At 64.0% G+C, this 24,861-nt stretch carries 23 protein-coding genes; 13 read left to right on the top strand and 10 right to left on the bottom strand.

Features of this window, described 5'->3' with window-relative positions; genetic code table 11:
* The first annotated feature begins 474 nt into the window (after positions 1-474).
* The 4 genes from SSA02_RS11125 to spt all read left to right on the top strand — a co-directional run bounded on the left by SSA02_RS11125 (position 475) and on the right by spt (position 5,000).
* Positions 475-1,605, top strand: coding sequence for a sensor domain-containing protein (locus tag SSA02_RS11125; protein ID WP_186807784.1), 1,131 nt, complete (start codon positions 475-477; stop codon positions 1,603-1,605).
* Positions 1,606-1,687: 82 nt separating this feature from the next.
* A complete protein-coding gene (locus tag SSA02_RS11130) occupies positions 1,688-3,427 on the top strand; it encodes a fatty acyl-AMP ligase (RefSeq protein ID WP_147094163.1) in 1,740 nt (579 codons plus the stop codon).
* A gap of 122 nt (positions 3,428-3,549) precedes the next feature.
* A complete protein-coding gene (locus tag SSA02_RS11135; protein WP_147094164.1) occupies positions 3,550-3,804 on the top strand; it encodes an acyl carrier protein in 255 nt (84 codons plus the stop codon).
* 2 nt (positions 3,805-3,806) lie between these two features.
* Entirely contained in the window at positions 3,807-5,000 is a 1,194-nt protein-coding gene (gene spt, locus SSA02_RS11140; protein WP_147094165.1) for a serine palmitoyltransferase, read from the top strand.
* Between the two features lie 106 nt (positions 5,001-5,106).
* On the opposite strand, the gene SSA02_RS11145 is transcribed toward spt, so the two are convergent.
* Both SSA02_RS11145 and SSA02_RS11150 read right to left on the bottom strand, forming a co-directional pair.
* Positions 5,107-6,216 (bottom strand): hypothetical protein, encoded by a 1,110-nt coding sequence (locus SSA02_RS11145; protein ID WP_246103873.1) that lies wholly within the window; start codon positions 6,214-6,216, stop codon positions 5,107-5,109.
* Positions 6,209-7,168, bottom strand: a complete 960-nt coding sequence (locus SSA02_RS11150) for a diacylglycerol/lipid kinase family protein (RefSeq protein WP_147094166.1) — start codon at positions 7,166-7,168, stop codon at positions 6,209-6,211. The genes SSA02_RS11145 and SSA02_RS11150 overlap by 8 nt, the downstream gene beginning before the upstream one ends.
* A gap of 189 nt (positions 7,169-7,357) precedes the next feature.
* Between SSA02_RS11150 and SSA02_RS11155 the strand changes: the two genes are divergently transcribed.
* The 9 genes from SSA02_RS11155 (at position 7,358) to SSA02_RS11195 (ending at position 15,730) form a co-directional block, all read left to right on the top strand.
* A complete protein-coding gene (locus SSA02_RS11155; protein ID WP_246103891.1) occupies positions 7,358-8,278 on the top strand; it encodes a metallophosphoesterase family protein in 921 nt (306 codons plus the stop codon).
* A 2-nt stretch (positions 8,279-8,280) separates the two neighbouring features.
* Positions 8,281-9,480 (top strand): LptF/LptG family permease, encoded by a 1,200-nt coding sequence (locus SSA02_RS11160; RefSeq protein ID WP_147094299.1) that lies wholly within the window; start codon positions 8,281-8,283, stop codon positions 9,478-9,480.
* On the top strand, positions 9,477-10,670 hold the full coding sequence (locus SSA02_RS11165; RefSeq protein WP_147094168.1) for an LptF/LptG family permease: 1,194 nt from the start codon (positions 9,477-9,479) through the stop codon (positions 10,668-10,670). The genes SSA02_RS11160 and SSA02_RS11165 overlap by 4 nt, the downstream gene beginning before the upstream one ends.
* 104 nt (positions 10,671-10,774) lie before the next feature.
* The gene (locus SSA02_RS11170) at positions 10,775-11,485 is read left to right on the top strand and encodes a sterol desaturase family protein (protein WP_246103892.1); all 711 of its coding nucleotides are present in this window, start codon (positions 10,775-10,777) and stop codon (positions 11,483-11,485) included.
* A 7-nt stretch (positions 11,486-11,492) separates the two neighbouring features.
* The gene (locus SSA02_RS11175) at positions 11,493-12,251 is read left to right on the top strand and encodes a nucleotidyltransferase family protein (RefSeq protein ID WP_147094170.1); all 759 of its coding nucleotides are present in this window, start codon (positions 11,493-11,495) and stop codon (positions 12,249-12,251) included.
* Positions 12,248-13,321, top strand: coding sequence for a glycosyltransferase family 4 protein (locus SSA02_RS11180; RefSeq protein ID WP_147094171.1), 1,074 nt, complete (start codon positions 12,248-12,250; stop codon positions 13,319-13,321). The genes SSA02_RS11175 and SSA02_RS11180 overlap by 4 nt, the downstream gene beginning before the upstream one ends.
* 43 nt (positions 13,322-13,364) lie before the next feature.
* A complete protein-coding gene (locus SSA02_RS11185; protein ID WP_246103875.1) occupies positions 13,365-13,874 on the top strand; it encodes an MmcB family DNA repair protein in 510 nt (169 codons plus the stop codon).
* 19 nt (positions 13,875-13,893) lie between these two features.
* The gene (locus tag SSA02_RS11190) at positions 13,894-14,688 is read left to right on the top strand and encodes an inositol monophosphatase family protein (protein ID WP_147094173.1); all 795 of its coding nucleotides are present in this window, start codon (positions 13,894-13,896) and stop codon (positions 14,686-14,688) included.
* Between the two features lie 166 nt (positions 14,689-14,854).
* Entirely contained in the window at positions 14,855-15,730 is an 876-nt protein-coding gene (locus SSA02_RS11195) for a lipid-binding SYLF domain-containing protein (RefSeq protein ID WP_246103893.1), read from the top strand.
* Between the two features lie 131 nt (positions 15,731-15,861).
* Here SSA02_RS11195 and mltG read toward each other — a convergent pair whose 3' ends face one another.
* The 8 genes from mltG to SSA02_RS11235 form a co-directional block, all read right to left on the bottom strand.
* Positions 15,862-16,869 carry an endolytic transglycosylase MltG gene (mltG, locus tag SSA02_RS11200; protein ID WP_147094174.1) on the bottom strand — a complete coding sequence of 336 codons (1,008 nt, stop codon included), beginning with the start codon at positions 16,867-16,869 and terminating at the stop codon, positions 15,862-15,864.
* A gap of 16 nt (positions 16,870-16,885) precedes the next feature.
* On the bottom strand, positions 16,886-18,169 hold the full coding sequence (fabF, locus tag SSA02_RS11205; RefSeq protein WP_147094175.1) for a beta-ketoacyl-ACP synthase II: 1,284 nt from the start codon (positions 18,167-18,169) through the stop codon (positions 16,886-16,888).
* 146 nt (positions 18,170-18,315) lie between these two features.
* Positions 18,316-18,555, bottom strand: a complete 240-nt coding sequence (locus tag SSA02_RS11210; protein ID WP_023978090.1) for an acyl carrier protein — start codon at positions 18,553-18,555, stop codon at positions 18,316-18,318.
* A 239-nt stretch (positions 18,556-18,794) separates the two neighbouring features.
* Positions 18,795-19,535 (bottom strand): 3-oxoacyl-[acyl-carrier-protein] reductase, encoded by a 741-nt coding sequence (fabG, locus tag SSA02_RS11215; RefSeq protein ID WP_147094176.1) that lies wholly within the window; start codon positions 19,533-19,535, stop codon positions 18,795-18,797.
* Positions 19,536-19,554: 19 nt separating this feature from the next.
* Positions 19,555-20,526: an ACP S-malonyltransferase gene (fabD, locus tag SSA02_RS11220; RefSeq protein WP_147094177.1), complete on the bottom strand. Its 972-nt coding sequence runs from the start codon at positions 20,524-20,526 to the stop codon at positions 19,555-19,557.
* A gap of 137 nt (positions 20,527-20,663) precedes the next feature.
* Positions 20,664-21,545, bottom strand: a complete 882-nt coding sequence (locus SSA02_RS11225; RefSeq protein WP_147094178.1) for a class I SAM-dependent methyltransferase — start codon at positions 21,543-21,545, stop codon at positions 20,664-20,666.
* Positions 21,546-21,650: 105 nt separating this feature from the next.
* Positions 21,651-22,370: a glycine betaine ABC transporter substrate-binding protein gene (locus SSA02_RS11230; RefSeq protein WP_147094179.1), complete on the bottom strand. Its 720-nt coding sequence runs from the start codon at positions 22,368-22,370 to the stop codon at positions 21,651-21,653.
* 278 nt (positions 22,371-22,648) lie between these two features.
* The gene (locus SSA02_RS11235) at positions 22,649-24,772 is read right to left on the bottom strand and encodes a sensor histidine kinase (protein ID WP_147094180.1); all 2,124 of its coding nucleotides are present in this window, start codon (positions 24,770-24,772) and stop codon (positions 22,649-22,651) included.
* Positions 24,773-24,861 lie beyond the last annotated feature (89 nt).

Raw genomic sequence — 24,861 nt, forward strand, 5'->3', positions numbered from 1 at the left:
TGAAACGGAACGCACAGGGATCGGCGGCGGCGACGCGCCTGTGCAATGAAGTGTCATAATTTGTGTGTTGGTTTTTCAGGCCCATGAGGACCAATTGAGCGTTCATGGCGACGATACGAATTCGGAGCGGCTCCCCTGACCCCTCTCACTCCCGGGAGATGCGGCGCGCGCTCGGCTTGAACGGGTTCGCCCCCCGCATCGCTGAAACCGGGAAGCGGAGGTTTCGGCCCTTTCCGGGGACGTTCGACCACCCGAACGCCCCGGATGTTTCCTCATCCTCCACACGTTGCCGGGCGGGGCCGGTCGGGATCGGAGAGTCAAAAGCCTTGCAATCCGGCCCGTCCATCCCGACAAACACCCCGGATCGATGAAGTCCTTCATCCGTCCCGAAGATTGCAGCACGAAGAACGAGCGGGCCTCAGGGACCCTCGCCCGGCGCGCTGCCCAAGCGAAACCTGGTAGCCATTCTCAATGCTGAAGATCGCCTTTCCCTATATCGCCCAACCCCATCAGACGTTGCATTCCCTCCCGATCGCTATGGAAATCGCCTCGCGGCACCCCGATACGGAAGTGCATGTCGCCTGCACGACGGAAGCTCATCTGGATTATGCCAAGACGCTGAGCGCGCTCTACCCCCAGGCGAAGGCGCGATTCGACCTCCTGCGCATGCCGGATTTCCTGCGTCGTGGCATCGAGCGGTCAGGACCGGGAGTGCTGGGCAAGATGGCGAGCCTGTTTTTCAACCGCGATTATTTCTCGCGCTTCGAAGCCATCGTCGTGCCTGAGCGGACTTCGCTCTATCTCCGCCGGATGGGCATTCGCAAGCCGCGTCTTATCTGGACCCGTCATGGAGCGGGCGATCGCGCGATCGGATTCGCCCGCGACGTCAAGGAATTCGATTTCGTGCTGCTTTCGGGCAAGAAGATCGAGGAACGCCTTCTGTCCCAGGGGGCGATCAGTCCCGGGCGCTACTATCGGGGATCCTACGCGAAATTCGACATCGTCCGACGCATGGCGCGCGCGCGTCCGGCTCTCTTCGACAACGACCGTCCGACTGTCCTCTATAATCCGCATTTTTCGCCCAAACTCTCCTCCTGGCCGGTCATGGGCGAACAAGTGCTCGATTATTTCGCGAAACAGGACCGCTACAACCTCATTTTCGCTCCTCATTATCGCCTTTTCGACAAGCATCGTCAGGAAGGCGAGCAGCTGGTCAGGCGTTTTTCGCATCTCGATCACATGCTGATCGATCCAGGCAGCCCGCGCAGCATCGACATGACCTATACGATGGCAGCCGATCTCTATCTTGGGGATGTCAGCTCACAGGTTGCGGAATTTCTCGTCCGCCCCCGTCCCTGCCTGTTCCTCAACGCCCATCACACAGCCTGGAAAAACGACCGGAACTATCATTTCTGGCATCTCGGGAACGTGCTCGACACGCTGGACGGCTTCGGATCGGCGCTCGATTCTGCTGTGACAAATCATGACGAATTTCTTGAGGCGCAGCGGCAATATATACTAGAGACCTTCGAATTCAGCGACGACGGTCCGACCGCCCCCGGGGCAGCCGATGCCATCGTCGATTATCTTCGCAATGCGGCCTAACAGTTTCACCCGCGAATTCCGCGGATCTTTCGAGACGGCATCCGGTTCGCCGCACACAGAAAAGCAGAGCAGACACACAGAAATGACGCCCGACCTTACGCCTGTTCCTACCGCATCGAACCAGAAGCGCCGCCATGGCGATTTCCCGACGTTCGCCGCTGCTCTGGATTACGCGGCGGAGGGAACGGCGGGATTCAACATCTATAACGGTCGCGGCCAGCTTCTGGAGGCCCTGCCCTATCGCACGCTGCGGGTTCAGGCGATCGAGACGGCACAGCGTCTCCTCGGCACCGGTCTGGAACGCGGCGATCGCGTCGCCATCGTTGCGGAAAGCGATGGCGATTTCGCCCGCATCTTTTTCGGCTGCCAGTATGCGGGGCTCGTTCCGGCACCTCTGCCTCTTCCCATCGCCTTCGGCGGACGGGATGCCTATATCGGCACGCTCAGGGGAATGATCTCGGCTTCCGGCGCGCGTGCTGTCGTCGTGCCCGATCTGATCAACTCCTGGACGCAGGATATCGTGGACGGCCTCGATCTGGCCTTCGGCGGTTCGCCCGCTTCCCTGCTCGCCTGCCCGCTCCTCGACCGCGCCCTTCCGCAGATCGACGAGAACGATCTTTCCTATCTCCAGTTCTCGTCCGGCAGCACGCGCTTCCCCATGGGCGTGGCCGTGACGCAGAAGGCCGGAATGGCGAATGCGCGCTCGATCGCCCGCGATGGTCTGCAGGTGACGGAAACCGGAGACCGCTGCGTGTCCTGGCTGCCGCTCTACCATGACATGGGGCTGGTCGGGTTCTTCCTGACCCCCATGACATGCCAGCTCACGGTAGATCTCCTCCCGACGCGGGAATTCGCCAGGCGTCCGCATGTCTGGCTGGACCTGATCAGCCGCAATCGCGGCACCATCGCCTACAGCCCGAGCTTCGGATACGAACTCTGCGCCCGGCGCCCTGTCACCGGGACGCTCGATCTGTCCTGCTGGCGGATCGCGGGGATCGGGGGCGACATGATCCGTCACCACATTCTCGAGACCTTCGCAGAGCGTTTCGGTGCCTTCGGCTTCGACGCAAGAGCCTTCGTGGCCAGCTACGGCATGGCCGAGGCCACGCTCGCCATCAGCTTCGCGCCGCTCGACACCGGCATCGTGACGGATACGATCGATCTGCGTCATCTCGAAACAGACGGCATTGCGCGCCCCTCCGACGATCCCTCTCACGCGCTGCGCACTTTCGTTCTCTGCGGCGCGGCACTCCCCGAGCACGAGATCCAGGTGCGCAGCCCGGACGGCGCGCTCCTCCCCGACCGTCATGTCGGCATGGTCTATGTGCGCGGACCGAGCCTCATGCGGGGCTATTTCGGACGCCCGGCCGAGACGGAAGAGGTTCTCGACAACGAAGGCTGGCTCAATACCGGCGATCTCGGCTATGTGCTCGACGGCCAGATCGTCATCACGGGGCGTGCGAAGGACCTGATCATCATCAACGGACGCAATATCTGGCCGCAGGACCTCGAATGGTCGGCCGAGCACGAAATTTCCACCCTGCGCTCGCGCGATGTCGCGGTTTTCGCGGTCGAGGAGGAAGCGGGCGAACGCGTTGTCGCGCTCATCCAGTGTCGCGCGTCGAATGACGAGGACAGATCCCGGCTGAAGGAGGAAACGATCGGCCTGTTCCGTCGTCAGCACGGGATCGAGGTGGACGTGATCCTCGTTCCCCCTCATACGCTGCCTCAGACATCCTCCGGCAAGCTGACCCGTGCGAAAGCCAAGGCGATGCTCCTCGCCGGTCAGTTCGAGATCGCCTCGAGCGATACCGCGGCCTGAGCCTCGTCGTCAGGCCGGACCCGGCTTTCCCGCGGGTCTGGCCATCCGGTTACAGCTATCGCATAAGCTGACATCATCTGCTCGCGCATCGCGCCCGAACGCAGTCTAAGCGGAGAGTTCCTATGACCGATACGGTCGAATCCATCTCGTCCATGATCGTGGAGAAATTGCTGGCCAACCCGAAAGTGCCGCGCGATATCGATGGAAACAGCAAGATCGTCGAAGACCTCGCCTTCGACTCCCTCGCCGTCATGAATTTCGTCATGGAGATCGAGGACGAGCTCGACGTCTCGGTTCCTCTCGACAAGCTGGCCGATATCCGGACGATCAACGATCTCGCCACCTGCCTTGCGGCACTCAAGTCGGGCGCTCACTGACCGTGACGGACATCTTTGCCAAATATGCGGGTCTCAAGGCCGCAGCGGCCGGGCTGACCGCCCACTCGCCGCGCAACCCCTTCGGCGTGGTCATCGACCATCCCGTCTCCGCGACGATCGGCGTCATCGAAGGGCGTGAAACCCTTCTGTTCGGCACGAACAACTATCTCGGTCTCAGCCAGTCGAAAGCGGCGGCAGAGGCCGCCATCGAGACCGTGCGCCGCGAAGGCGTCGGCACAACAGGCTCGCGTATCGCCAACGGGACCTTTGCGCTGCATCGTGCGCTCGAGACGCGTCTTGCGGAGATCTTCCGGCGTCGCCACTGCATGATCTTCTCGACCGGATACCAGGCCAATCTGGGGGCGATCTCCGCTCTGGCCGGGAAAGACGATGTGCTTCTTCTGGATGCGGACAGCCATGCCAGCATCTATGACGCCAGCCGTCTCGGCTACGCCCAGGTCATCCGGTTCCGGCATAACGACCCGGCGGATCTCGACCGGCGTCTCGCGCGTCTGAAGGACCATCAGGGTGCGAAGCTCGTCGTCGTCGAAGGGATCTATTCGATGACCGGCAACGTCGCTCCCATGCGCGAATTCGCCGAGGTCAAGAAGAAGCACGGCGCCTATCTCCTTGCTGACGAAGCCCATTCTTTCGGGGTTCTCGGCGAGCACGGCCGCGGCGTGGCCGAAAGAGACGGCTGCGAGGACGATGTCGATTTCGTGGTCGGCACGTTTTCCAAAAGCCTCGGCACGGTCGGGGGATATTGCGTTTCGAATCTCGACGGTCTCGAGCTCATCCGCCTTTGCTCACGCCCCTATATGTTCACCGCGTCTCTCCCTCCCGAGATCATCGCGGCGACCCTCGCGGCGCTGGACGAAATGCAGGCGCGGCCCGAGCTGCGCAAACAGCTCCAGGCCAATGCCGGACAGCTCAATCGCGGCCTCCATAAGCTCGGCCTCAAAACCAGCGCCCATGTCAGCCCGGTCGTCGCGGTTACGCTCGAAACGGTCGATCAGGCGCTCGCCTTCTGGAATCGCCTCCTGGAACTGGGCGTGTACGTAAATCTCTCCCTTCCTCCGGCGACCCCGGATCAGCACCCTCTCCTGCGCTGCTCCGTCATGGCCGTACATACGCCAGAGGAAATCGACCGCGCCCTTCAGGTCTTTGGTCAGGTAAAGGCCGAAATCCTGGGCTGACGCGCTCGCGTCATCCCGCTCGACCCCGTTTCTTCGCGTAAAACTGCCCTCCCCCCGGAACAGGTTTCCTTCCCGGGCGGAGGGAGAGGGACACGACGGATCGACGCTATTTCGGGCGGCCGGTCATTCCGGCACGAAGAATCGTACGCGCGCGCCACAGAAGACGCGGGAGACATACAAGCGGGTGCCGCGCCTCGAACGGAGAGAGCGCGAGCGAAAACCCGCTATGACGTTCGATCTTCCATGCCAGATAGGCAGCGCCGTTCCGGAACGTGAAAGCCGCCTTGATCAGTCGTGCGATGTTGCGCCAGCGTCCACGGCGCGCCATGCGCTCCCAGCGGCGGAGCGCGCGCGCCTTGCGGCCCGGATCCAGCAAGGGCACGAGAGTACCTGAAGAACCTTCCCGCGCGCGGATCCCTCCCGCCTGCCATGCGGGCAAGGTCAGGGCGGCATATCGCTGCTCGTATCCCGCCATGAGCACCGCATTCCGTCCGGCCGCTTCCACACGCAGCTCGGCGCGATAGGTGCGCTGGAACAGGGTGGTCCACCATGCCTCGGGAGGGGCCTCACCGGGACCGAGCCGCGCGGCCCAGCCTGCCGCCGTCACCACGCAGGCACGGACCACGCCGAGCACGGCATCGGCTGCGCGGGGACCATCGACCCAGACCAGCCGCACCGGCTGGCAGAACCGCGCCCAAAGGGTCGTATCGACAGAACGGGGAGAAGCCCCCGCCCTGAACTGCCCGAGCGTGAGAACGGCAATCTTGGCACGCAATGTAACGCCCTCGATTTCATGCTCGGCATAAAAGACATTGGGGGGAAGCAGGGCGTTCCCGAGCCTGGCCAGAGTGCTGGCCGGCCAGTCCGTCAACCGGTCGAGCACCACATAGAAATCGAACAGACCATCGGGATCGAAGCGACGCAGCCCCGAACCGTAGAAAAGCACGGCAAGCGGTCGGGCCGATCCCAGGATCCGCGTGACGAGGGCAGAAATCCGTGGATCGACAGGCGTCGAAAGCTCTTCGATCAGGATCGGATCCAGACCGGGATGGCCCCCTTCCCCATGCGAAGACGGGCCGCGCGAAGTCGGGTCTTGCGAGGACTGGCCATGCGAGGACGCATCATGTGCGCGCCCGGAGTCGTACCCGGTGTCGCGCCCGGAGTCGCGTCCGGTATAGCGCCCGCTATGCCGTGCATGGCTGCGACCGTCAGTCATGGATGAAACCGAATTCCGGCCCTTCCGAAAGGACGATCCTGCCATCGCCCCCCGGAGAGAAACGCTCGCCGTCGATAACGAAATCGCTGGCGCAGGTAAGGATCATCCGTCCGGCGCGACCGCTGGCATAATCGGGAGCCTCCCGCAGCCACTCCGGTGCCCGCCCGCGCAGAAGCGCGAGTGTCGCCCGGATCAGCCGTCTGGGGTGATCCGCCACATTGAGGAAATGCACGCCGTCGCTGCGCGCGGCCCCCGTATTCCAGAAGGGCCAGATTCCGAGATTGAGCTTCTGCAGCGCCGTCGAAAGAAAGAGGAAGCTGTTGCCCCCGATCGTCGAGCCGTCTTCCAGCTCGATCGTGAGCGCATCGCCGCGCAGCCAGGTTTCGCGCTGGCGCTTCCACAGAAGGCTGCCGAAAGCGCCGATCAGCGTCACGCCCACGGCGAGATTATGCGGCGCGTAACGCAGGACGTGAGGAGAATGGGCGATCGCGATTGCGCGCGCATAGCCGGTGCTGCCCTGGAACATCCCCAGACGTGGCGCGGACCCGGCATTCGGCCAGGTAACCTGCAACGGGCGACGACGGGTCCGGGGGAGCGTCTCTCCCTGCCGGTAGAGCTGGAGCAGGGCATCGATCCCGCGTCGGGAAAACCCGAGATCCTGCGCGATCAGGTTGGTATTTCCCGAAGGGAAGATCGCAAGTTCCGGCAGCGCATCGGGACGATAGGCATGCGCGATCGCCGTCATCACGTCGCTCACCGTTCCGTCTCCGCCATTGATGGCGATGACATGAACGTCGCGACGCGCGAGATCGGCGACCATGGCGCTCATCTGGTCATGCGAGGATGGAACGAGAAAGGCATCGCCCAGAAGCCGACGCGCCTGACGCGCGAACGTCCTGCCATCCCGCCTGTTCCTGCGACTGCGCGGATTATGAATCAGAGCGAAGCGCACGGCAGTATCATTTATGTTACGGTTGTCCCTAGAGCCTGACGGAACATCAGGGATCCGCCTTGCGCGGCGCCATAGCATGACTTAGGCAGCGGGACCAGAAACCGATTGGTCATTTTTCGACCGGTTCCGGTTTGCGGCCCGGCGCTCCATGAGGGTTCCGATCCGTCGTGAGGGAGTTTTGACAGAGTGATGACCCCGAATGCGCCTTTGAAACCGAGCGCTTCATCTCCGGTCGTTCTGGCCCATATCTCCGATGTGCATCTTCCCCCTCCCTCTCCGCTTCCGGGCTGGCGCTCCTTTTGCAACAAGCGCCTTCTCAGCCTCGCTTCCTGGAAGAGACACCGGAGCCATCGTCATCTCCGCACGCTCTCCGACGAGATCCTGGGCGATATCGCACGTCTTCATCCGGATCTGATTCTCAATACCGGAGATCTGACCAATTTCGGTCTCACCGAGGAATTCCAGCAGGGCGCGGCATGGCTGCGGCGCCTGCCGCGACCGGGGCTGATCGTTCCGGGCAATCACGATGCCATGGTCGGACAGAGCTGGCAGGACGGCGCCGGTCTCTGGTCGGAATGGATGGAACGATGCGGGGAAGACGACTTCCCCTATTGCAGGCGCTTTGGCGAGATTGCCGTCATCGGCGTCAACAGCGCCGTTTCCACCCCGCCTTTCATGGCCTGCGGTCGCGTCGGCGCGGAGCAGCGTGCACGGCTGGCCCGGTTGCTGGACGAGACCCGGTCTCTCTGCCGGATCGTCATGATCCATCATCCGCCACGGCGCGGCCTCGTGCCCTGGCGCAAATCCCTGCTCGATCATCGCAGAACCGCAGGCGTGATCGCGCGGCACGGGGCTGCCCTGGTGCTTCACGGTCACTCGCACGATGGGACAATCGCCGCGATCCCCGGCTCGGCCATCCCGCTCGTCGGGGTGGCGTCCGCGTCGCTTCGTTCCTCCAGATCCTGGCGCCAGGCGGGATGGAACCGTATCGCCGTGCGACGCGACATCGGGGGGAGCTGGGAAATCGATCTCGATCAGCGATGTTTCTCGCCTGACGATGGATGGCACATCCTGCGGCGCCGGCACTGGTCGATCCGGGCGGAAAGCTGACGATGCGCCGTTTTCGCCTGAGCACGCTGGACAGATATCTTCTGGCCCAGCTCATCCCTCCGTTTCTGGTTTCCCTGGCGGCTGTGCTGGCGGCCCTCCTGCTCGAGCGCCTGCTCGTCCTGTTCGACGATCTCGCGGCAGAGGGAAGCTCGCTCGCAACCTTCGTCGCGCTCCTGACCGATCTCCTTCCCCATTATCTCGGCCTCGCCCTGCCCGCGGCCCTGTGCGTCAGCGTCTTTCTGATCATACGGCGCATGAGCGACAATAACGAGATCGACGCTCTCATGGCGAGCGGGGTCTCCCTGCTCCGCATCGCCCGCCCCTATATGTGGACCGGACTTGCGGTCGGTTTCGCGAGCATCCTGCTCTATGGCTATATCCAGCCGGTCGCGCGATACGATTTTCGCTCCGGCTTCTATTATGCGGCGCATTCCGGATGGGCGCCCCATCTCCAGGCAGGCATGTTCGCGACCACGGCCGACGATTCCATGCTGACCGCCGACCGGGTGAGCCGGAACGGAACCATCCTGCACGACATCTTCATCCGTCAGAGAGAACCGGGCGGCGCGGTCAGGATCATCACGGCCCGCAGGGGACTGGTGACCGCCGTCCCCTCGCTCAAGCAGACACGGCTCGATCTGTGGGATGGCCTCATCGTGTACGATCCGCGCAACGGCAAGGGCAAGGCGACCCAGACACGGTTTACCCACAGCATGCGGGTTTTCGACCAGAGCCGCAGCACGGCAACCTTCCGTTCGCGCGGCATTGACGAGCGCGAGCTTACATTGTTCGAGCTGGCGACACGCCTCGAGGCGTCCCATCAGCGTCAGGGCGAGACCGGCACGCAAGGCGGCATCACCCGGTCGAGTCTGCGCGCGGAACTCGATTTCAGACTTGCCCGCGCGATCGCCATTCCTTTCATCCCTCCCCTGGCCGTGGCACTGGCCATCGGTGCGAAGCGTCGCCGTCCCATCATAGGGCTGATCGCCCTGGCGCTCGTGCTCGTAGGGTTCGATCACATGCTCCAGTTCGGTCACGGACTGGTGGCCACCGACAGCGTGCGCGGTCTCTATGCGATCTGGCTTCCGGAAATCGTGTTTTCGGCCACGTGCTTCGCCTCGATCTTCCGCCGATCCCGCGGGTCCTGGCGCAGGCGCAAGGCCATACCGCTGCAACGCAAGAGAGCCAGGAGACCCTCATGATATCCGGGCTCAGAGGCATAGTCCCGAAAAAGGCGCCAGGCCGGGGCAATTCGGGGGGCGATTCCGGAGGCGGTCCGGGGGGCAGTTTCGGGGGCAGTTTCGGGGGCAATTACGGGGGCGGCGTCCTCGTCCGGCACCTCACACGCTCGCTTCTCTCGCGCACCGCGCTTTGCGGGGCGATCCTGATCGGGCTGCTCGAGATCCTCGGATTGCTCGAGGTAACGACGCCGATTCTCGAGCGGCATCTCGGTCTGGGGGGGATCGTGCATTACGCCCTGCTGCGGCTTCCGGCCCTGTCGGTTCAGACCCTGCCCCTGAGCACGCTGATCGGGGCGCTCTTCATGCTCATGCAGATGACGCTGAACAGCGAGATGGCCAGCCTGCGTGCGGCGGGTCTCTCCACCCGGCGTCTCGTGATCCTGCTTCTGCCAGCCATCGCCGCGATCAGTGCCTTCGGTATCGGCATGCAGGAATTCGTTGCGCCGCGCAGCGAGATCGCGCTTACCTCATGGTGGAACCGCACCGATCCCGACCCCGCGACCGGAGGACGGGCCCTCTGGTTCCACGCCGCCGGCGACGTCGTGCATATCGACGGATTCAGCAAGGGCGGCGCGCGGCTCCTGAAACCCGCTCTCTATCACCGCGCGCCCAATGGCGATCTGATCTCGGCAGATACGGCGCCGGATGCGGTATACGACCCGGTAGCGGGATGGCAGGCTGCCACCACACGCACGCTGACGCGGCTCAGCGACAAGGTTCTGATCGGAACGAGAACCGATGTGATTCTCCTCCCGCCGAGCATTACGCCGGAAACGATCATTCAGCTTTCCCAGCCTTATCCCGCACTTTCGAGCTGGTCGATCTGGAAGATCCTCCATCGGGGCGGCGCCTCCAGCCTCCCGAAAGCGACGTACCGGATGGCGCTGTTCGCGCCCTTCGTCCTGCCCGTATCGCTCTGCGCGATGCTTCTCCTCGCCCTTCCCGTGATCTATATTCCTCCCCGGGCGGGTACGAAAAGCCTCCTGCCGATTGCGGCCCTTGCTGCGGGTTTCGGTTTCATAGTGCTTCAAGGCCTGATACAGGCACTCGGCAATGCAGGAACCCTGCCCGCGCCCGTCGCCATGGCGGCCCCACCCATTCTGGCTTTCCTTCTCGGAGGAGCCTGGATCGTGAAGATGGAAGAGACATGAGCCAGTCCAGTTCTGACCAACCCGAGGGATTCTGGCGCGCCTTCTGGGCAGCCCGGAGCAATCAGGGATCGCTGCGCACCGGACGGAGCTTCGATCTCGGCAAGATGAGTCTCCCCCATCTCTGGATGGCCTATCTCACCTACCCCACCATCCTTCTCTATTTCGCGCTCATCCTCGTTTCCTCCGCCATTGCCATTGCCTGCGGCCCCCGTTTCGGAACAACCCTCATTGCGGTGCTGCTCGTCATCGGCATCTATCCCTTCGCCTGGTACGCCATTCACCGTTTCATCCTGCACGGGCGCTGGCTCTACCGGAATCCTGTCACGGCCTCTCTCTGGAAACGCGTCCATTTCGATCATCACCAGGATCCGCATCTGCTGGATGTCCTGTTCGGATCGCCGCTCAACACCATTCCCACCATCGCCATCATCGTGATGCCCATCGGCTGGGCGATCGATGGCGTCAGCACCGCCTTTGCCGCTCTTGCGACCGGGCTGGTGATGACCTGCATCTATGAGTTCTTCCACTGCATCCAGCATCTGGCCTACAAACCGCGCTGGAAATGGGTCGCCCGCATCAAGCAGCTTCATGTTCTCCATCATTTCCATGACGAGGACGGCAATTATGGCATCACCAATTATGCCGCGGACCGTCTGTTCGGCAGTTTCTACCGCGAGGCCCGTGCGCGGCCCCGCAGCGCGCATGTCTTCGATCTGGGCTACGATCTCGAAGAGGCCCGGCGCTATCCCTGGGTCATGAACCGCACGGGTGCACCGCCCAAACAGCGTCCGGACGGAGCGCGGCGCAACGGGTAGAGACGACATGACCCTTCCCGTTCTGGTCCTTGCCGGATCACGCGACGGCGCGCAGGATCCTCTCGCGCGACATGGCGGCGTGCCGCACAAGGCCCTGCTCCCGGTCGCCGGTCGCCCGATGATCGACCGGGTGCTCCAGACCCTCTCGACCTGTCCGGAACTCGGGCCGATCCATGTCAGCATCGAAACCCCGGAGGCACTGGCGCATCTCGAAAGGCCTTTCGATTGCCTGCCGACGGCAAAGGGTCCGAGCGGCAGCGTGGCCCTCGCCCTCGAGCGTCTCGGCACGCCCCTCCTCATCACGACCGCCGATCATCCCCTTCTGCGGCGGGAATGGATCGCCGCCTTCATCGATGCGGCCGAGCGGACCGATTGCGATCTGGCCGTCGGCATCGCAACACGCGAGAGCATCGAGCGCGACGTTCCGGATACGAAGCGCACCTATATTCCGCTGAGCGACATGATGTTCTCGGGATGCAATCTCTTTCTTCTGCGCAACAGCCGCGCCGAAGCCGTCGTCAAACTGTGGCAGACTCTCGAGAGAGACCGCAAACATCCGCTCCGGATGGCCCGGACCCTCGGGGCGGGCATTCTGCTGCGCGCCCTGTGCAGGCGGCTCTCCAGCACGGTGCTGCTGTCGCGACTCCGCAAGCTGACGGGGGCCAGGGTCGCCCTCGTGCCGATCGATGACGGACGCGCGGCTGTCGATGTCGACAAACCCGAGGATCTTCGCCTCGTGATCGCGCTCATGGCGTCCGCCGGATGAAAATCGTCTATGTGATCAACTCGGTCGAGGGAGGCGGCGCTGCCCTGCCCGTGCCCGCCATCGCCTCCGTCATGCGGGCCCGCGGCCATGAGGTCACGATCCTGGCCCTGACGCGTCGCGACGGTCGTGCCATACGCCCCATGATCGAGGCCGGTCTGACCGTGCATGTCCGCGAGGGCGGGAGAAAGGATCATCCCGCTGCCCTGGCCTGGCTCGACCGGGTCATCGGCGAGCAGAAACCCGATCTCATCTGGACTTCGCTCACACGGGCCACGCTTCTCGGCCAGCTCGTCGGCCTGCGCCGACGCCTGCCGGTGGTGAGCTGGCAGCATTCCGCCCGCCTGAAGCCGGTCAATGCGCGCCTGCTGCGTCTGACCCGATGCCTGACGAAGCTCTGGATCGCGGATTCGGACTGCGTGCTTTCGGAGACGCGGCGCAAGCTCCGCCTGCCCGAAAACCGGATCGCCTGCTGGCCGATCTTCCGGGCCGATCCGACTTTTCCCGTCGCCCCTCCATGGGAGCCCGGCCAGATCATCAGGATCGGGACACTCGGTCGCCTTCACCCGGTCAAGGGTTATGACGTGCTTTGCAGGGCCGTGTCCCTGCTGACGAAAATGAAGGATCTGCCACCTTTCGAGGTCGTGATCGCAGGAGAGGGCGAGGAGCGCGACAGGCTGGCGGAACGGATCGCCCGGGACGCGCTTCCGGTTTCGCTGATCGGTTATTGCAGCGACCCCGCCACCTTCCTCCCGGGCCTTTCCCTCTATGTCCAGCCCTCTCACTGGGAGGGATTCTGCCTTGCGGCGCATGAGGCAATGCTTGCCCGCCTGCCGGTGATCGCCTCTGCCGCAGGCGAGCTTCCCCGCACGATCGACGAGAGCTGCGGGCGCATCGTGCCTCCGGGCGATCCCGAAGCCCTCGCCCTGGCCCTGGCGGACAGGCTTCGCCAGCCCGGGACTCTGGCGGCCATGGGCAGCCATGCCCGCGCACGGGTGCTCGCGCGCTTTGCAGCGGAGTCCTTCGACCGTTGCGGCGATGCGCTCATGGCCCGTGTCGAGCGCCTTGTCTGAAGAGACGTTCCCACCCGCGAACCGGAATCGTGAAGGAGGAATCGTGAGAGAGGAACGGGACGGAATTTCTCTTCCCGAAACGCAGCTCGCGATCCGGCGCGGGGTCCTCGCCCTGTGTCGCTCCCTCGGCTGGGCATGCATCAACGAATTCAGTCTTCCCGCTGCCGGACGCCGGGCCGACATCATGGCGCTCTCCCGCGACGGCCTGCTGCATTGCATCGAAATCAAGTCCGGAACGCGGGATTTCCTGACCGACCGGAAATGGCAGAGCTATCGCGACTGGTGCGATCATCTCTATTTCGCGTTCGACCAGAATTTCCCTGCCGGGTTGATCCCCGAGGATACGGGCGTCTTCATCGCGCATCTGGGCGAAACCCCCTCAACCATTCCGGCCGAATGTGCCATCATCCGCGAAAGCCCGCTGCGAAAACTGCCACCCGCCCGCAGAAAGACCCTCATGCAGCTCTTTGGCCATACCGCCGCGACCCGGCTCATGTCGCTCGAGGATCCGGCCATGACCGCCTCTCTGCGCGCTGCCCGGCGGGTCGACTGAGTCAACAAGGAGACATTTCATGAGTGACCATCGCCATATTGCCCGGCGCCTGGAAATTGCCCGTTCGGTCGTTTCCGATGCGGCGGCGCTCGCCATGGCGATGAGGCCCCCTCCGGGCGGTCCGACAGGGACGACGAAGGGTCTTCAGGATTATGTGACCGAGGCGGACACGGCCGTCGAGGCTCTGGTCTCTTCCCGCCTGAACGACCTCTTTCCGGAAGACGGATTCATGGGAGAGGAAGGCGGACGTCTCAGACAGGGTGCGCTCACCTGGGTGATCGACCCGATCGACGGAACCTCCAACTATGCCCGGGGTCGCGAACGCTGGTGCGTCTCGCTCGGCCTGCTGGAGAACGACCTGCCCGTGGCAGGCGTGATCCAGGCCCCCGCCCTCGGTGAAACCTACTGGGCCATGCGTGGCTGCGGCGCCTGGATGAACGGCTCCCGCCTCAAGGCCTCTCCGGTGACGGATACATGCAGTGCCATGGTCGAAATGGGCTGGAGTGCCAAGGTCGCCCCGGCTCTCTATGCCCGCCATGCACAATCCTTTCTCGAGCTGGGAATCGCACCGCGTACCGGCGCCTGCGGCGCGCTCGCCCTGGCCGATGTGGCATCGGGCCGGAGCGATGGCTATCTCGAGATCGCCATCAATCTCTGGGACGTCGCAGCGGGCCTCGTCCTGCTTCATGAGGCAGGCGCGCGCGTATCCCCCTTCCTTGCCGATGGCGGTCTGACCGGCTGCATTCCGATTCTCGCAACCGCGCCGGGCGTGGCCGAGCCGGTCGCACGCGCTGCGGGGATGCGTCTGTCATGACGGAACGTTCCCTCTCCCATCATCACGCCATATTTCCCGCTCAGGGCAGGATTTTTCCTGTCACGGCCACACAAAGCGAGGCTCACTCCTCATGACATCCCGCTCTTTCTTCCTCGCCCCCATGCGCCCGGGCCTGTTCGCCCTCACCTTGACGACACCGGTCCTGATGGCCGTCGCCACGCCCGCCGCCCGGGCGGCGACGGCGCAGCAGGCTCTGGTGGATCGCGCGACCCTGGCCGTACAGGACATCTTTCAGGGCACGACCCCGACATCGCGCGCGCAGCGTTATCTGGCCAAGGCACGCGCCGTCATGGTCTGTCCGTCCGTGTTTCGCATGTCGATCGTCTTCGGCGGTTCGGGTGGCGGTTGCCTGCTTCTGTCGCGCGATGCCCGCGGGTCCTGGTCGGACCCGGCCTTCTACACGCTGAGCTCTGCCTCGATGGGGCTTCAGCTCGGTGTGGAAAGCTCCCAGCTCATGTTCTTCGTCATGTCCGATCGCGGCCTGCAGGCGTTGCTCGACAGCCAGTTCAAGTTCAGCGCCAATGCCTCGGCCTCCTTCGCCAATATGGGCAGCGGTATCGAGAGCGGTTCGGCGGGCGCATCGAATACGGATATCCTCGCCCTGCAGAAGTCTCAGGGCCTGTTCGCCGGCGCTTCGCTCGGCGGCTCCAAACTGACGGTCGACAGCGCCGCGAACCGGGCATTCTACGGTCAGCCGGTCGGGCCGGAAGACATCGTCATCTCCATGAGGGTCAACAATACGGGTGCCGATCCCCTGAGACGGGTTCTCATGCAGGTGGTGCAGTCGCAGGCGACAGGAACGCCCACCTCCCTTACCGGAAACAGCCAGAGCGGTGCAGGAAGCCAGCCAGGCGGCGCTTACGCCAATCCATCGGCTACCGGAGCCGCAACGGGAGCTGCGCCGGGCCGGGCCGCGACAGTCGGAAACAGCCCCTACCCCGCGAATTATGATAGCCGACGCTCCTATACGAGCCAGAGCGGTGGGGCAGTCCGGAGCGAGACGCTCTCGTCTCCACGCTGATCGGAATACCGAGCGACGCCCCGTATCCCTGCCCCCCCGTGAGCCGGGATATCGGGAAGCGTGCCCCGAAAAGCGCGTCACGAGATGCGCGTCACGAAACGCACCTTATGAAACGCACGGCGCAGACCCCGTCAGGGCCGTTCCTTCGGTTCCGGCCCTGACGGGCGGTTCCCTCGTCTCAGGGCACGCAGGGCGCCGACCTTGCGGTTATGCGCGTCGAGGGTAGAGGAAAAACCGTGCCCCCCCCGGCCATCGGCCACGAAATAGAGCATATCGCCCGGAGCAGGATGAGCGACCGCCTCCAGCGCGGCCCGTCCCGGCGAGCAGATCGGCCCTGCGGGAAGTCCGGATATCGCATAGGTGTTGTGCGGCCCCGGTCTGTGCAGCTCCTCATGGGTGAGAGGATGGTCGAGCACGCCCAGACCGGCACTCAGATCGTAGATCGCAGTCGGGTCGGATTGCAGCTTCATGCCGCGCGCCAGTCTGTTGAGAAAGACGCGGGCAATGAGCGGTCGCTCCTGCGGCGCTGCGGTCTCCCTCTCGACGATCGAGGCCAAAGTGAGCATCTCTTCCGCATTCGCAAGACCCAGCCCGGGATCGCGCGCCGCCCATAGCGTATCGAGACTCCTTCTCATAAGGGTCTGGAGCCTGTGGACGATCTGCACGCGCGAGACGCCACGCTCGTAATCGATCGTCTGGGGAAAGACCGAGCCCTCGGCAAACTCCGGCACCGGCCCCGAAAGATACGGCGTATGAGCGATCAGTGCGGCGATCTGACGGGAGGTCAGCCCTTCGGGAATGGTGAGCTGATGCCGGACGGGCGCTGCGTGACGCAGGATCGCGAGCGTTCCGAGCATGGACACATGGGCGGGAAAATGGAGTTCGGCCGCATGGAGCGGCCCTTCGGACGCCGTGAGCCGCGTCACGATCCTGAAACCGAGACGCGCCATTCTGCCCCGGGGAAGAATGCCCGCCTCGCCGAGAGAGCGGGCGATCGACGACACGCCGCCGCGCGAGACGACATGGTCGGTTCCGGTCCGGAGCGGGCCGTCCCTGTGCGCGAGAGACCACAGGGATGCAGCGATACCGCCCGGGACGAGTATGCAGATCAGAACGAAGGCGGTCGCGAGCCGCCTCATGCCCGGCCGCAGGGTCTCAGAGTCCCCTGACGATCAGGCTCGCATTGGTGCCGCCGAACCCGAAGCTGTTCGAGAGTGCGACCGATATCTTACGCTGCTGGGCCTCATGGGCGACGCGGTCGATCACGCTCTCGCGGGCAGGGTTGTCGAGGTTGAGCGTGGGGGGCGCCACATTGTCGCGAATGGCCAGCATCGAGAACATCGCCTCGACCGAACCTGCGGCACCCAGAAGATGGCCCGTAGCCGATTTGGTGGAGGACATGGCCACATGGCGGGCATCGTCGCCGAAGAGGCGCTCGACCGCATCCAGCTCCAGATCGTCGGCCATCGTCGACGTTCCGTGGGCATTCACGTAGTCGATCTCGGCGGGGGTGATCCCGGCGGAGCGCAAAGCCGACTGCATCGCACGGAACGCGCCCTCATGACCCTCTGCCGGGGCCGTGATGTGATGCGCGTCGCCCGAGAGGCCATATCCGATGATCTCGCCGTAGATCTTCGCCCCGCGCGCCTTCGCATGCTCGTATTCCTCGAGCACGACGATACCGGATCCTTCGCCCATGACGAAACCGTCGCGGTCGCGGTCCCAGGGACGCGAAGCCTTTTCAGGCGTGTCGTTGAATCCCGTCGAAAGGGCACGGGCAGAGGAAAACCCGGCGATTCCGAGCGGGCAGACGGCAGCTTCGGCGCCGCCGGCAATCATCACATCGGCATCGCCGAGCATGATGAGACGCGTTGCATCGCCAATGGCATGCACACCCGTCGCACAGGCCGTCACCGCCGAATGATTGGGGCCCTTGAATCCATAGCGGATGGAAACGTGACCGGAGATCAGATTGATCAGGGCCGAAGGGATGAAGAAGGGCGAGAGACGGCGCGCCTTGCCGCTCGCGACCGTGAGAGAGGCGTCGTAGATCGTCTGGAGTCCGCCGATACCCGAGCCGATCATCACGCCGGTGGCGCAGCGATCTTCCTCGCTTTCAGGCTTCCATCCCGAATCCTCGACGGCCTGGATCGCGGCCGCCATGCCGAGATGGATGAAACGATCCATCTTCTTCTGGTCTTTCGTCGGCACCCAGTCCGAAAGGGTCAGGCCGCCTTCTGCAGTCGGGCCTTCGGGAACCTCGCCTGCCACATGCGCCGGCAGGTCGCTCGGATCGAAACACGAGATGCGACCGATTCCGGTCTGGCCTGCAATGAGACGTTTCCAGGTCTGCTCCACGCCCACCGCCAGAGGCGTGACAAGGCCCATACCGGTGACGACAACGCGTCTTTCCTTCATTGCCGACAGGTTTGCCATCATGGGCGGACGAAGCTCCAGTCAATAGCGCCTGCTCCCGGCCTTCGGGCCGAAGGGAGCGGCTTTCAATCTCGTCGTATTCGCCGGCTCCGCCGATCGGGGGGAGCCGGGACAGATCATTGCACCGGGCGCAGGCCCGGTGCGCCGGATCAGGCGGCCTTCTGCTTCTCGATGTAGTCGATGGCGTCCTTGACGGTCGCGATCTTCTCGGCGGCGTCTTCCGGGATCTCGACGCTGAAGGCTTCTTCGAACGCCATGACCAGCTCGACCGTATCGAGGCTGTCGGCACCGAGATCGTCGATGAAGGAAGCGTCAGGGGTCACCTTGCTCTCTTCGACGCCGAGATGCTCAACAACGATTTTCTTAACCTTATCGGCGATTTCGCTCATCTGTTCTGGCTTCCTGTCTGCCCGATGCTCGGGCGGTTCGATTCTGTTCATACCCGTCTGGTTTCCCATCCGGTCCCCGTCTTTGCTCCGGAGCTGGCAGAAGCTGCCATTCCCCGGATCGCGGACCGAAATTCGGGCCCCGGCAGGCATAGACGCCCACGCTCCGGACGAAGCAGCGGGCGCTTAGCATGGTTTTGCCCCGCACGCCAAGCTTTGCTTGCAAGGCAGGGTTCAGCCCCTCAGGGCATAGCCATACCGCCATTGACGTTCATTGTCATGCCGGTCACCCAGCCCGCCTCTTCGGAGGCGAGATAGACGACCGCCGCGGCGATGTCCTCCGGCTTTCCCATGCGTCCCAGCGGGATGGATCCGAGCAGCTTTTCGCGCTGTGCTTCCGGCAGGACCGCGGTCATGGCAGTCTCGACGAAACCCGGTGCGATGACGTTGACGGTGACGCCGCGCGAACCGGCCTCCTGAGCGAGCGACTTGGTCATGCCGATCATGCCGGATTTCGCCGCAGCGTAATTCGCCTGACCCGCATTGCCGGTCACGCCGACGATGGAGGCGATATTGACGATGCGCCCGGCCCTGCGACGCAGCATGCCCTTGAGCGCTGCACGACACAGCCGGAAGGGCGACTCCAGATCGACGGTCATGACCTTCTGCCAGTCCTCGTCCTTCATGCGGATGGCGAGGCCATCGCGCGTAAGCCCGGCATTATTGACCAGAATATCGAGCGGTCGCCCGAGCAGCGCCTCGGCCTTGCCGACCAGCGCATCCGCCTCGGGACCGTCTGAAAGATTGGCGACGCAGGGATGCGCCCGCGAGCCGAGCGAATCCGCCAGCTCCGCGAGGGCGGATTCGCGCGTGCCCGAAAGGACGAGCTCCGCGCCCTGTGCGTGCAATGCGCGCGCGATCGCGGCACCCAGGCCGCCCGACGCGCCTGTCACCAGCGCCGTCTTGCCTTCAAGACTGAACATGCGTTTTCTCTCCCTGATTTCAGAGGCTGCGAAGCAGCGCCTCGATCTCTTCCGGCGTTCCGGCATTCCGGGCCGTCATTTCCGGCTCTATGCGACGAACGAGACCGGTCAGAACCTTTCCGGCACCCAGCTCGATCTGCGAGGTCGCTCCCATGGCCGCCATCGCTTTCACGCTCTCGCGCCAGCGCACGGCGCCTGTGACCTGCTGCACGAGCAGTTCGGCAATACGCCCCGCATCCGTGTTCTTGGCTGCCGTCACATTGGCGATAACGGCCATCTGCGGCGTTCCGATCGTTTCGCCGGCCAGAGCCTCGGCCATACGCGCGGCGGCGGGCGCCATGAGGGAACAATGGAACGGCGCCGATACGGGCAGAAGGACGGCGCGGCGGATCCCCTTCTCCCTGGCAAGGGCAATCGCCCGTTCGACCGCGGACAGCGCGCCCGAAATCACGATCTGGCCGCCGCCATTATCGTTCGCGAGTTCGAGCGTCTCGATACGGACCGGCTCGCCCTCGACCGATACGCGCGCGGCCTCATCGCAGATCTCGCGCGCCTGGGCCTCCTCGACGCCGAGCAGCGCGGCCATGCCACCCTCTCCCGCCGGAACGGCTTCCTGCATCGCCCGACCGCGCAGACGCAGGAGACGTGCCGTCTGGGCAATGCCCAGCGCACCGGCAGCGGCGAGCGCGGAATATTCGCCGAGAGAATGCCCGGCCACCACACAGGCCTTGTCGCAAAGGCGGAACCGGCCTTCGGATTCCAGCGCGCGCACCGTTGCGAGCGAGACCGCCATCAGAGCGGGCTGCGCGTTCTCGGTCCGGGTCAGCTCTTCGGGCTCGCCTGAGAAAATGAGTTTGGAGAGATGCTCTCCCAGAGCGTCATCCACCTCCTGGAAGACTTCACGGGCCGCCGGGAAAGCCTCGTGAAGCTTCTGTCCCATCCCGACGGACTGACTGCCCTGACCGGGAAACACAAACGCATGTACTGACATCGGCTCTCTTTTTCACCCTGAACTTGAGCAATCCTGTCGCGCGTGATGGCGGAGGCCGCCTGTTCCTGTCAAATCGTTCCTGTCCCGGGGCAGCCCGCATCGCCGCCCCAGAATGCAAGGCGTCTCCTGTTGCGCTGTCAGACGCCGATCCGCTGCAGCACGATGAGGACCTGCGGCAGACGGGCCGGATCGTCGAGAAACTCGATGATGCGAAACAAATGCCCCCAGCGCTGGGCAATATAGGCTCTCGGTATGATCGCCTCGCCGTAATGGGCTCCGGGATGAGGCCTCTTGACGGGCGCGGCATGCAGAAAGCGACCCGCATCGTAGCGTGCGTGGGCGCGCGCCTCATCCGTGAAACTGTCCGCACAGACCTCGTACCACTCATGCCCGAGCCGTATTCCGGCTGCGCGGCGGGCACGTTGCTCGGCACAGAAATCGATGAAACGGCGGGGCTGGGTCGTGATGACGGCCAGACCGCCCGGCCTGAGCAGACGATGGATCTCGGCCATCCAGAGGCCCGAGATCAGCTCGTCGAGATGCGAAAAGACGGAGAAGGCCACCACGATATCGAACGAGCCCGGCATCAGGACCGTCGGCGGAGAGAGCGCGCCGGTAAGAAAACACAAGGCGGGATTGCATCTGCGCGCTTCCATCAGGAAACGTGAGGTGGGATCGATGCCGAAGATGTTTTCCGGACGGATATCCTTCATGAAAAGCCGCGCGATCCGCCCCCAGCCGCACCCGAAATCGAGCAGGCGCGTATCGGGGCCGAGCCCCTGACCGGCATACCGCGCATAGGCTTTCACTTCGCGCAGAAAGAGCCAGGCTTCATGCAGGGATATCTCGCCCGAATGGCCATGGATCTCGCGTTGCAGATTATCATCGGGGAAACGCGGCATGGCGACTCCGTCGATCACCTCGAGATCCAGAGAGGTGACGAGGAGACGCAGCCATTCCTCGTCGCTACAGGTCCGGAACCTGTCGAAAAGATCGGATGCCTGGATAGGAAGGGTCATGAACCGCCTTTTGGGACAGGGAAGACGGTTTTTATTAGTATAGTTCAGAGCATGCAGGAAATACCGGAAATACGCGCCGGTGAATACCTGCGCGCGCCGACAGGTTTATCTCGATACGAGACGCCCTCTCTGCCAGGCCTCGGCCGCTTCTTCCGGATCCATGCCATCGACCTGGATCGCACGATCCATGGCACTCATGACCTTGTTACCCAGCGTCATCTCCGACAGCTCGTCGAGCATGTCCTGATCCGCGCAGGCCGCCACGCTCTCCCGCACCATCATGCAGGCCTCCATCTCCTCGCCCAGACGCGGATCCGCAACGATGGCGAAGGCCTCATCCGCGAACAGCGCATGAGGCTGGGCCAGAAACACGAGAGCGGAGGTACCCTCGGCTCTGGCAGCCTGCACCGTCTCGAACAGCGCGTCCTCCTCGCAGATCGTCACGGGCACGGATGCGAGCGCCGGGCTGGCCTCCACGATGCTCCTCATCCGCGCCTCATCGGGTTTCGCGGTGATGATGCGCCCCACCTGTCCGGGGGTGAGCGCCTCTACCGGCGGCAGGGAATCGTAGGACGCCCAGACCCTCACGGGACGATAGAGCGTTCCCAGAACACGCATGCCGTGCTGGATCAGACCGGCATCCTCCGGGAGCCATGCCGAGACCAGAAGATCGATCGTACCGTCATCGAGAAGCGACGGCAGCTCATCGCGATCGGCATCGACGAATTCCACCTCGATCTCATGGGCATCGAGAACACGCGCCACGGCACTTGCGCAACCGGCATGAAGGGCGTTGCGCAGATGACCGAGAGAAAGGGTGGTCATGGATGATCCTTCCGGAAAACTGAAAACGAAAGCGCTGACAGGGCAGGCAAGATGGCGCGTGTTCGATCACTGCGCCCACGGATTGGCAAGAGGAGACCCCTTTACCGCAAAGGAGAGCCCTGTGTCTCGCCCGGAAGTTCCCCCCCCCCCGGAAGCTCCACCCGGAAGTTCCGCCCGCGAGCCCGGTCCGGGCGCGCCGTCCGGAGGGATGGCGACGCAGGAGAAAGAGGAGAGAAAAGGAAGCGCGAGGAAAACGAGGCCGCTTGATTCAGTTCTATTCAGTTCTCGCATGCCTGACGCAGCGGGATCGAGAACGTCGCATCGCATCCCGACTCGGGATAGCTCAGGACTGAACTGCCCTGATGACCGAAACCGGCACTGAGAAGTCTGGATCCGAAGCCGGAACCGGACGGCGCCTCTGGGCAAGGGCCGCCATGCTCGCTCCAGTGCAGGGTGAGCATTTCACGCTCTTTCGGCCCGGACACGTTCCATACGAGGCTTACGCGCCCTTCCTCGACGCTCAGCGCGCCATATTTCGCCGCATTCGTCCCCAGTTCGTGCAGCATCAGACTCAGCGTGGTCGCTGTATTCGGCCCGAGAGAAACCGCCTCACCGGCCAGCGAGAACCGCTCGATGGGTGCGATCCGCACGAGCACGTCCCGCGCCAGCGCCTCGAGATCGCCGCTGCGCCACGACTGGCGAATCAGAAGGTCATGGGCGGAACCGAGCGCGACGAGGCGTTTCTCGAAGGCGCGAACGGCTTCGCGGTTGCTGACGCCCCGGAGACTCTGATTGGCCAGCGCCTGGACCAGGGCGAGAGTGTTCTTGAGACGGTGAGCCAGCTCCTGATGAAGGGTCTCCTGCCGGATCCTGGCCTCGAGAGACGCTGCGGCTGCTTGCGCCCGGTCGGAAACGGCCCGCAGGAATGCCAGCTCCTGCTCGGTCCAGTCGCGCGGGGAAAAACACTGCACGAAGAGACAATGGGTCAGCTGCCCATGCATGGAACGACCCGGATCGGCGTGCCCGGGTCCAGAATGAGCTGGGCCAGAGTGAACTGGGCCAGAGTGAACTGGGGTCGTGATCGGCATGAGAAGCAGGGCGCGCACCATGTCCCCAGCCGGGTCTGCCGGATCCGGCGCAGGAATCCAGAGCGTCTCGCGCGCATCCCTTACGGCAACGAGCAGCCCCTGCTCGAGCACGCGCAAGGCAGAATCGTAGGTCCCGGCAGTGAACCTGCCGGTCACGAGAGGCGGCGAATCGGATTTCCAGTCGTGAAACAGGGTATAGCCCCCGCCAAGCGGGGCCTCGATCTCTGCCCAGCCGGCCCGATCGGCGCTGAGCGCCTCGCCCAGCGCCCGGGCGGCCGCCTGCCAGACTCCGCCCGGCGTCTCGACCCGACGCAATGCATCACCCAGCATCACCATGGAAGCGAGGCGGTTTGTGGCGATCCTGTCCCGTGTGATGTCCTCGAGCGTGCCGACGAGTCGCACGGGCTTCCCCTGTTCGTCATGCTCGATCTCGGCGCGGCGACGAACCCAGATCCGCTCGCCATCCGACATCTTCTCGACCACGAAATCGGTCTCGATGACCGAGAGATGATCGCTGTCGCCGCTCGCGAAATGGATGAGATCGATATCGGGTACGGGCATACAGCGCTGGAAGACAGCGATCGGACAGAGAATCCCGTGCGGCATCTCGGTTATCCGCCCGAGCTCGGCGGAGAGGAGAATGGCATGGCCTCCGTAACGGATCTCGAAGGTCCCGATCCCCGGCAGATCCTCGATGGCGGGTGCGCCCGTATTGCCGTCCTGCCCCGCGTTGCCGTTCTGCCCCGTATTGCCGTTCTGCAAACCATCTCCCCCGTCCTCGTCAGAGCCGACGAGCCGGGCGCACTGACGCCCGAGTGCCTCCAGCCCCCGCATGAGCGCAGGATCGCTCAGGGTATCGCCCAGGGTATCGCCCAGGGTATCGCCCAGGGTGATGCTTTCGCGCGCGAACAGATGGAGGCAGAGCCGGTTCGCTCCCGCAGCCGCAGGAATCGCCAGAGCGAACCGCTCGCGATACTGCCAGGGCGCATCGTAGAGAACATCGCCCGGCAACAGGGCGACCGGGTCCGGAGATGTGCAGGATGCCTCCACCTCCTGCCCCGCCACCGGGAAACGGAGCGCGTCGGGCAGCGGTCCGAAAGTCGCGACGATCCTGCCGTTTTCGGACCTGTCGTTTTCGCGCCTGCCGGTATCGGGAATATCAGGAGACGAACCATGTGGGCGTGTTGCGCGCGCGCCATCCGGCGGAGAAACCTCCGCGCCGGAAACGCCCTGACAGATCAGCAGCGCGGCCTGTGCCCGCGCGAGAGAGGCGGCAGCCGAAAGAAGATCTTCCAGCGCGAGACGAATCGTCATGACAGCGCGCGGCGCGCGCCCTCCCCGGTTGGAAAACCGTCACCCGGGAGGACAATACCCCGGACAGATCCGTTCCTGTTCATTGACCC

Source organism: Swaminathania salitolerans (genome assembly GCF_007988945.1).
In the GTDB taxonomy this organism is placed as follows: domain Bacteria; phylum Pseudomonadota; class Alphaproteobacteria; order Acetobacterales; family Acetobacteraceae; genus Swaminathania; species Swaminathania salitolerans.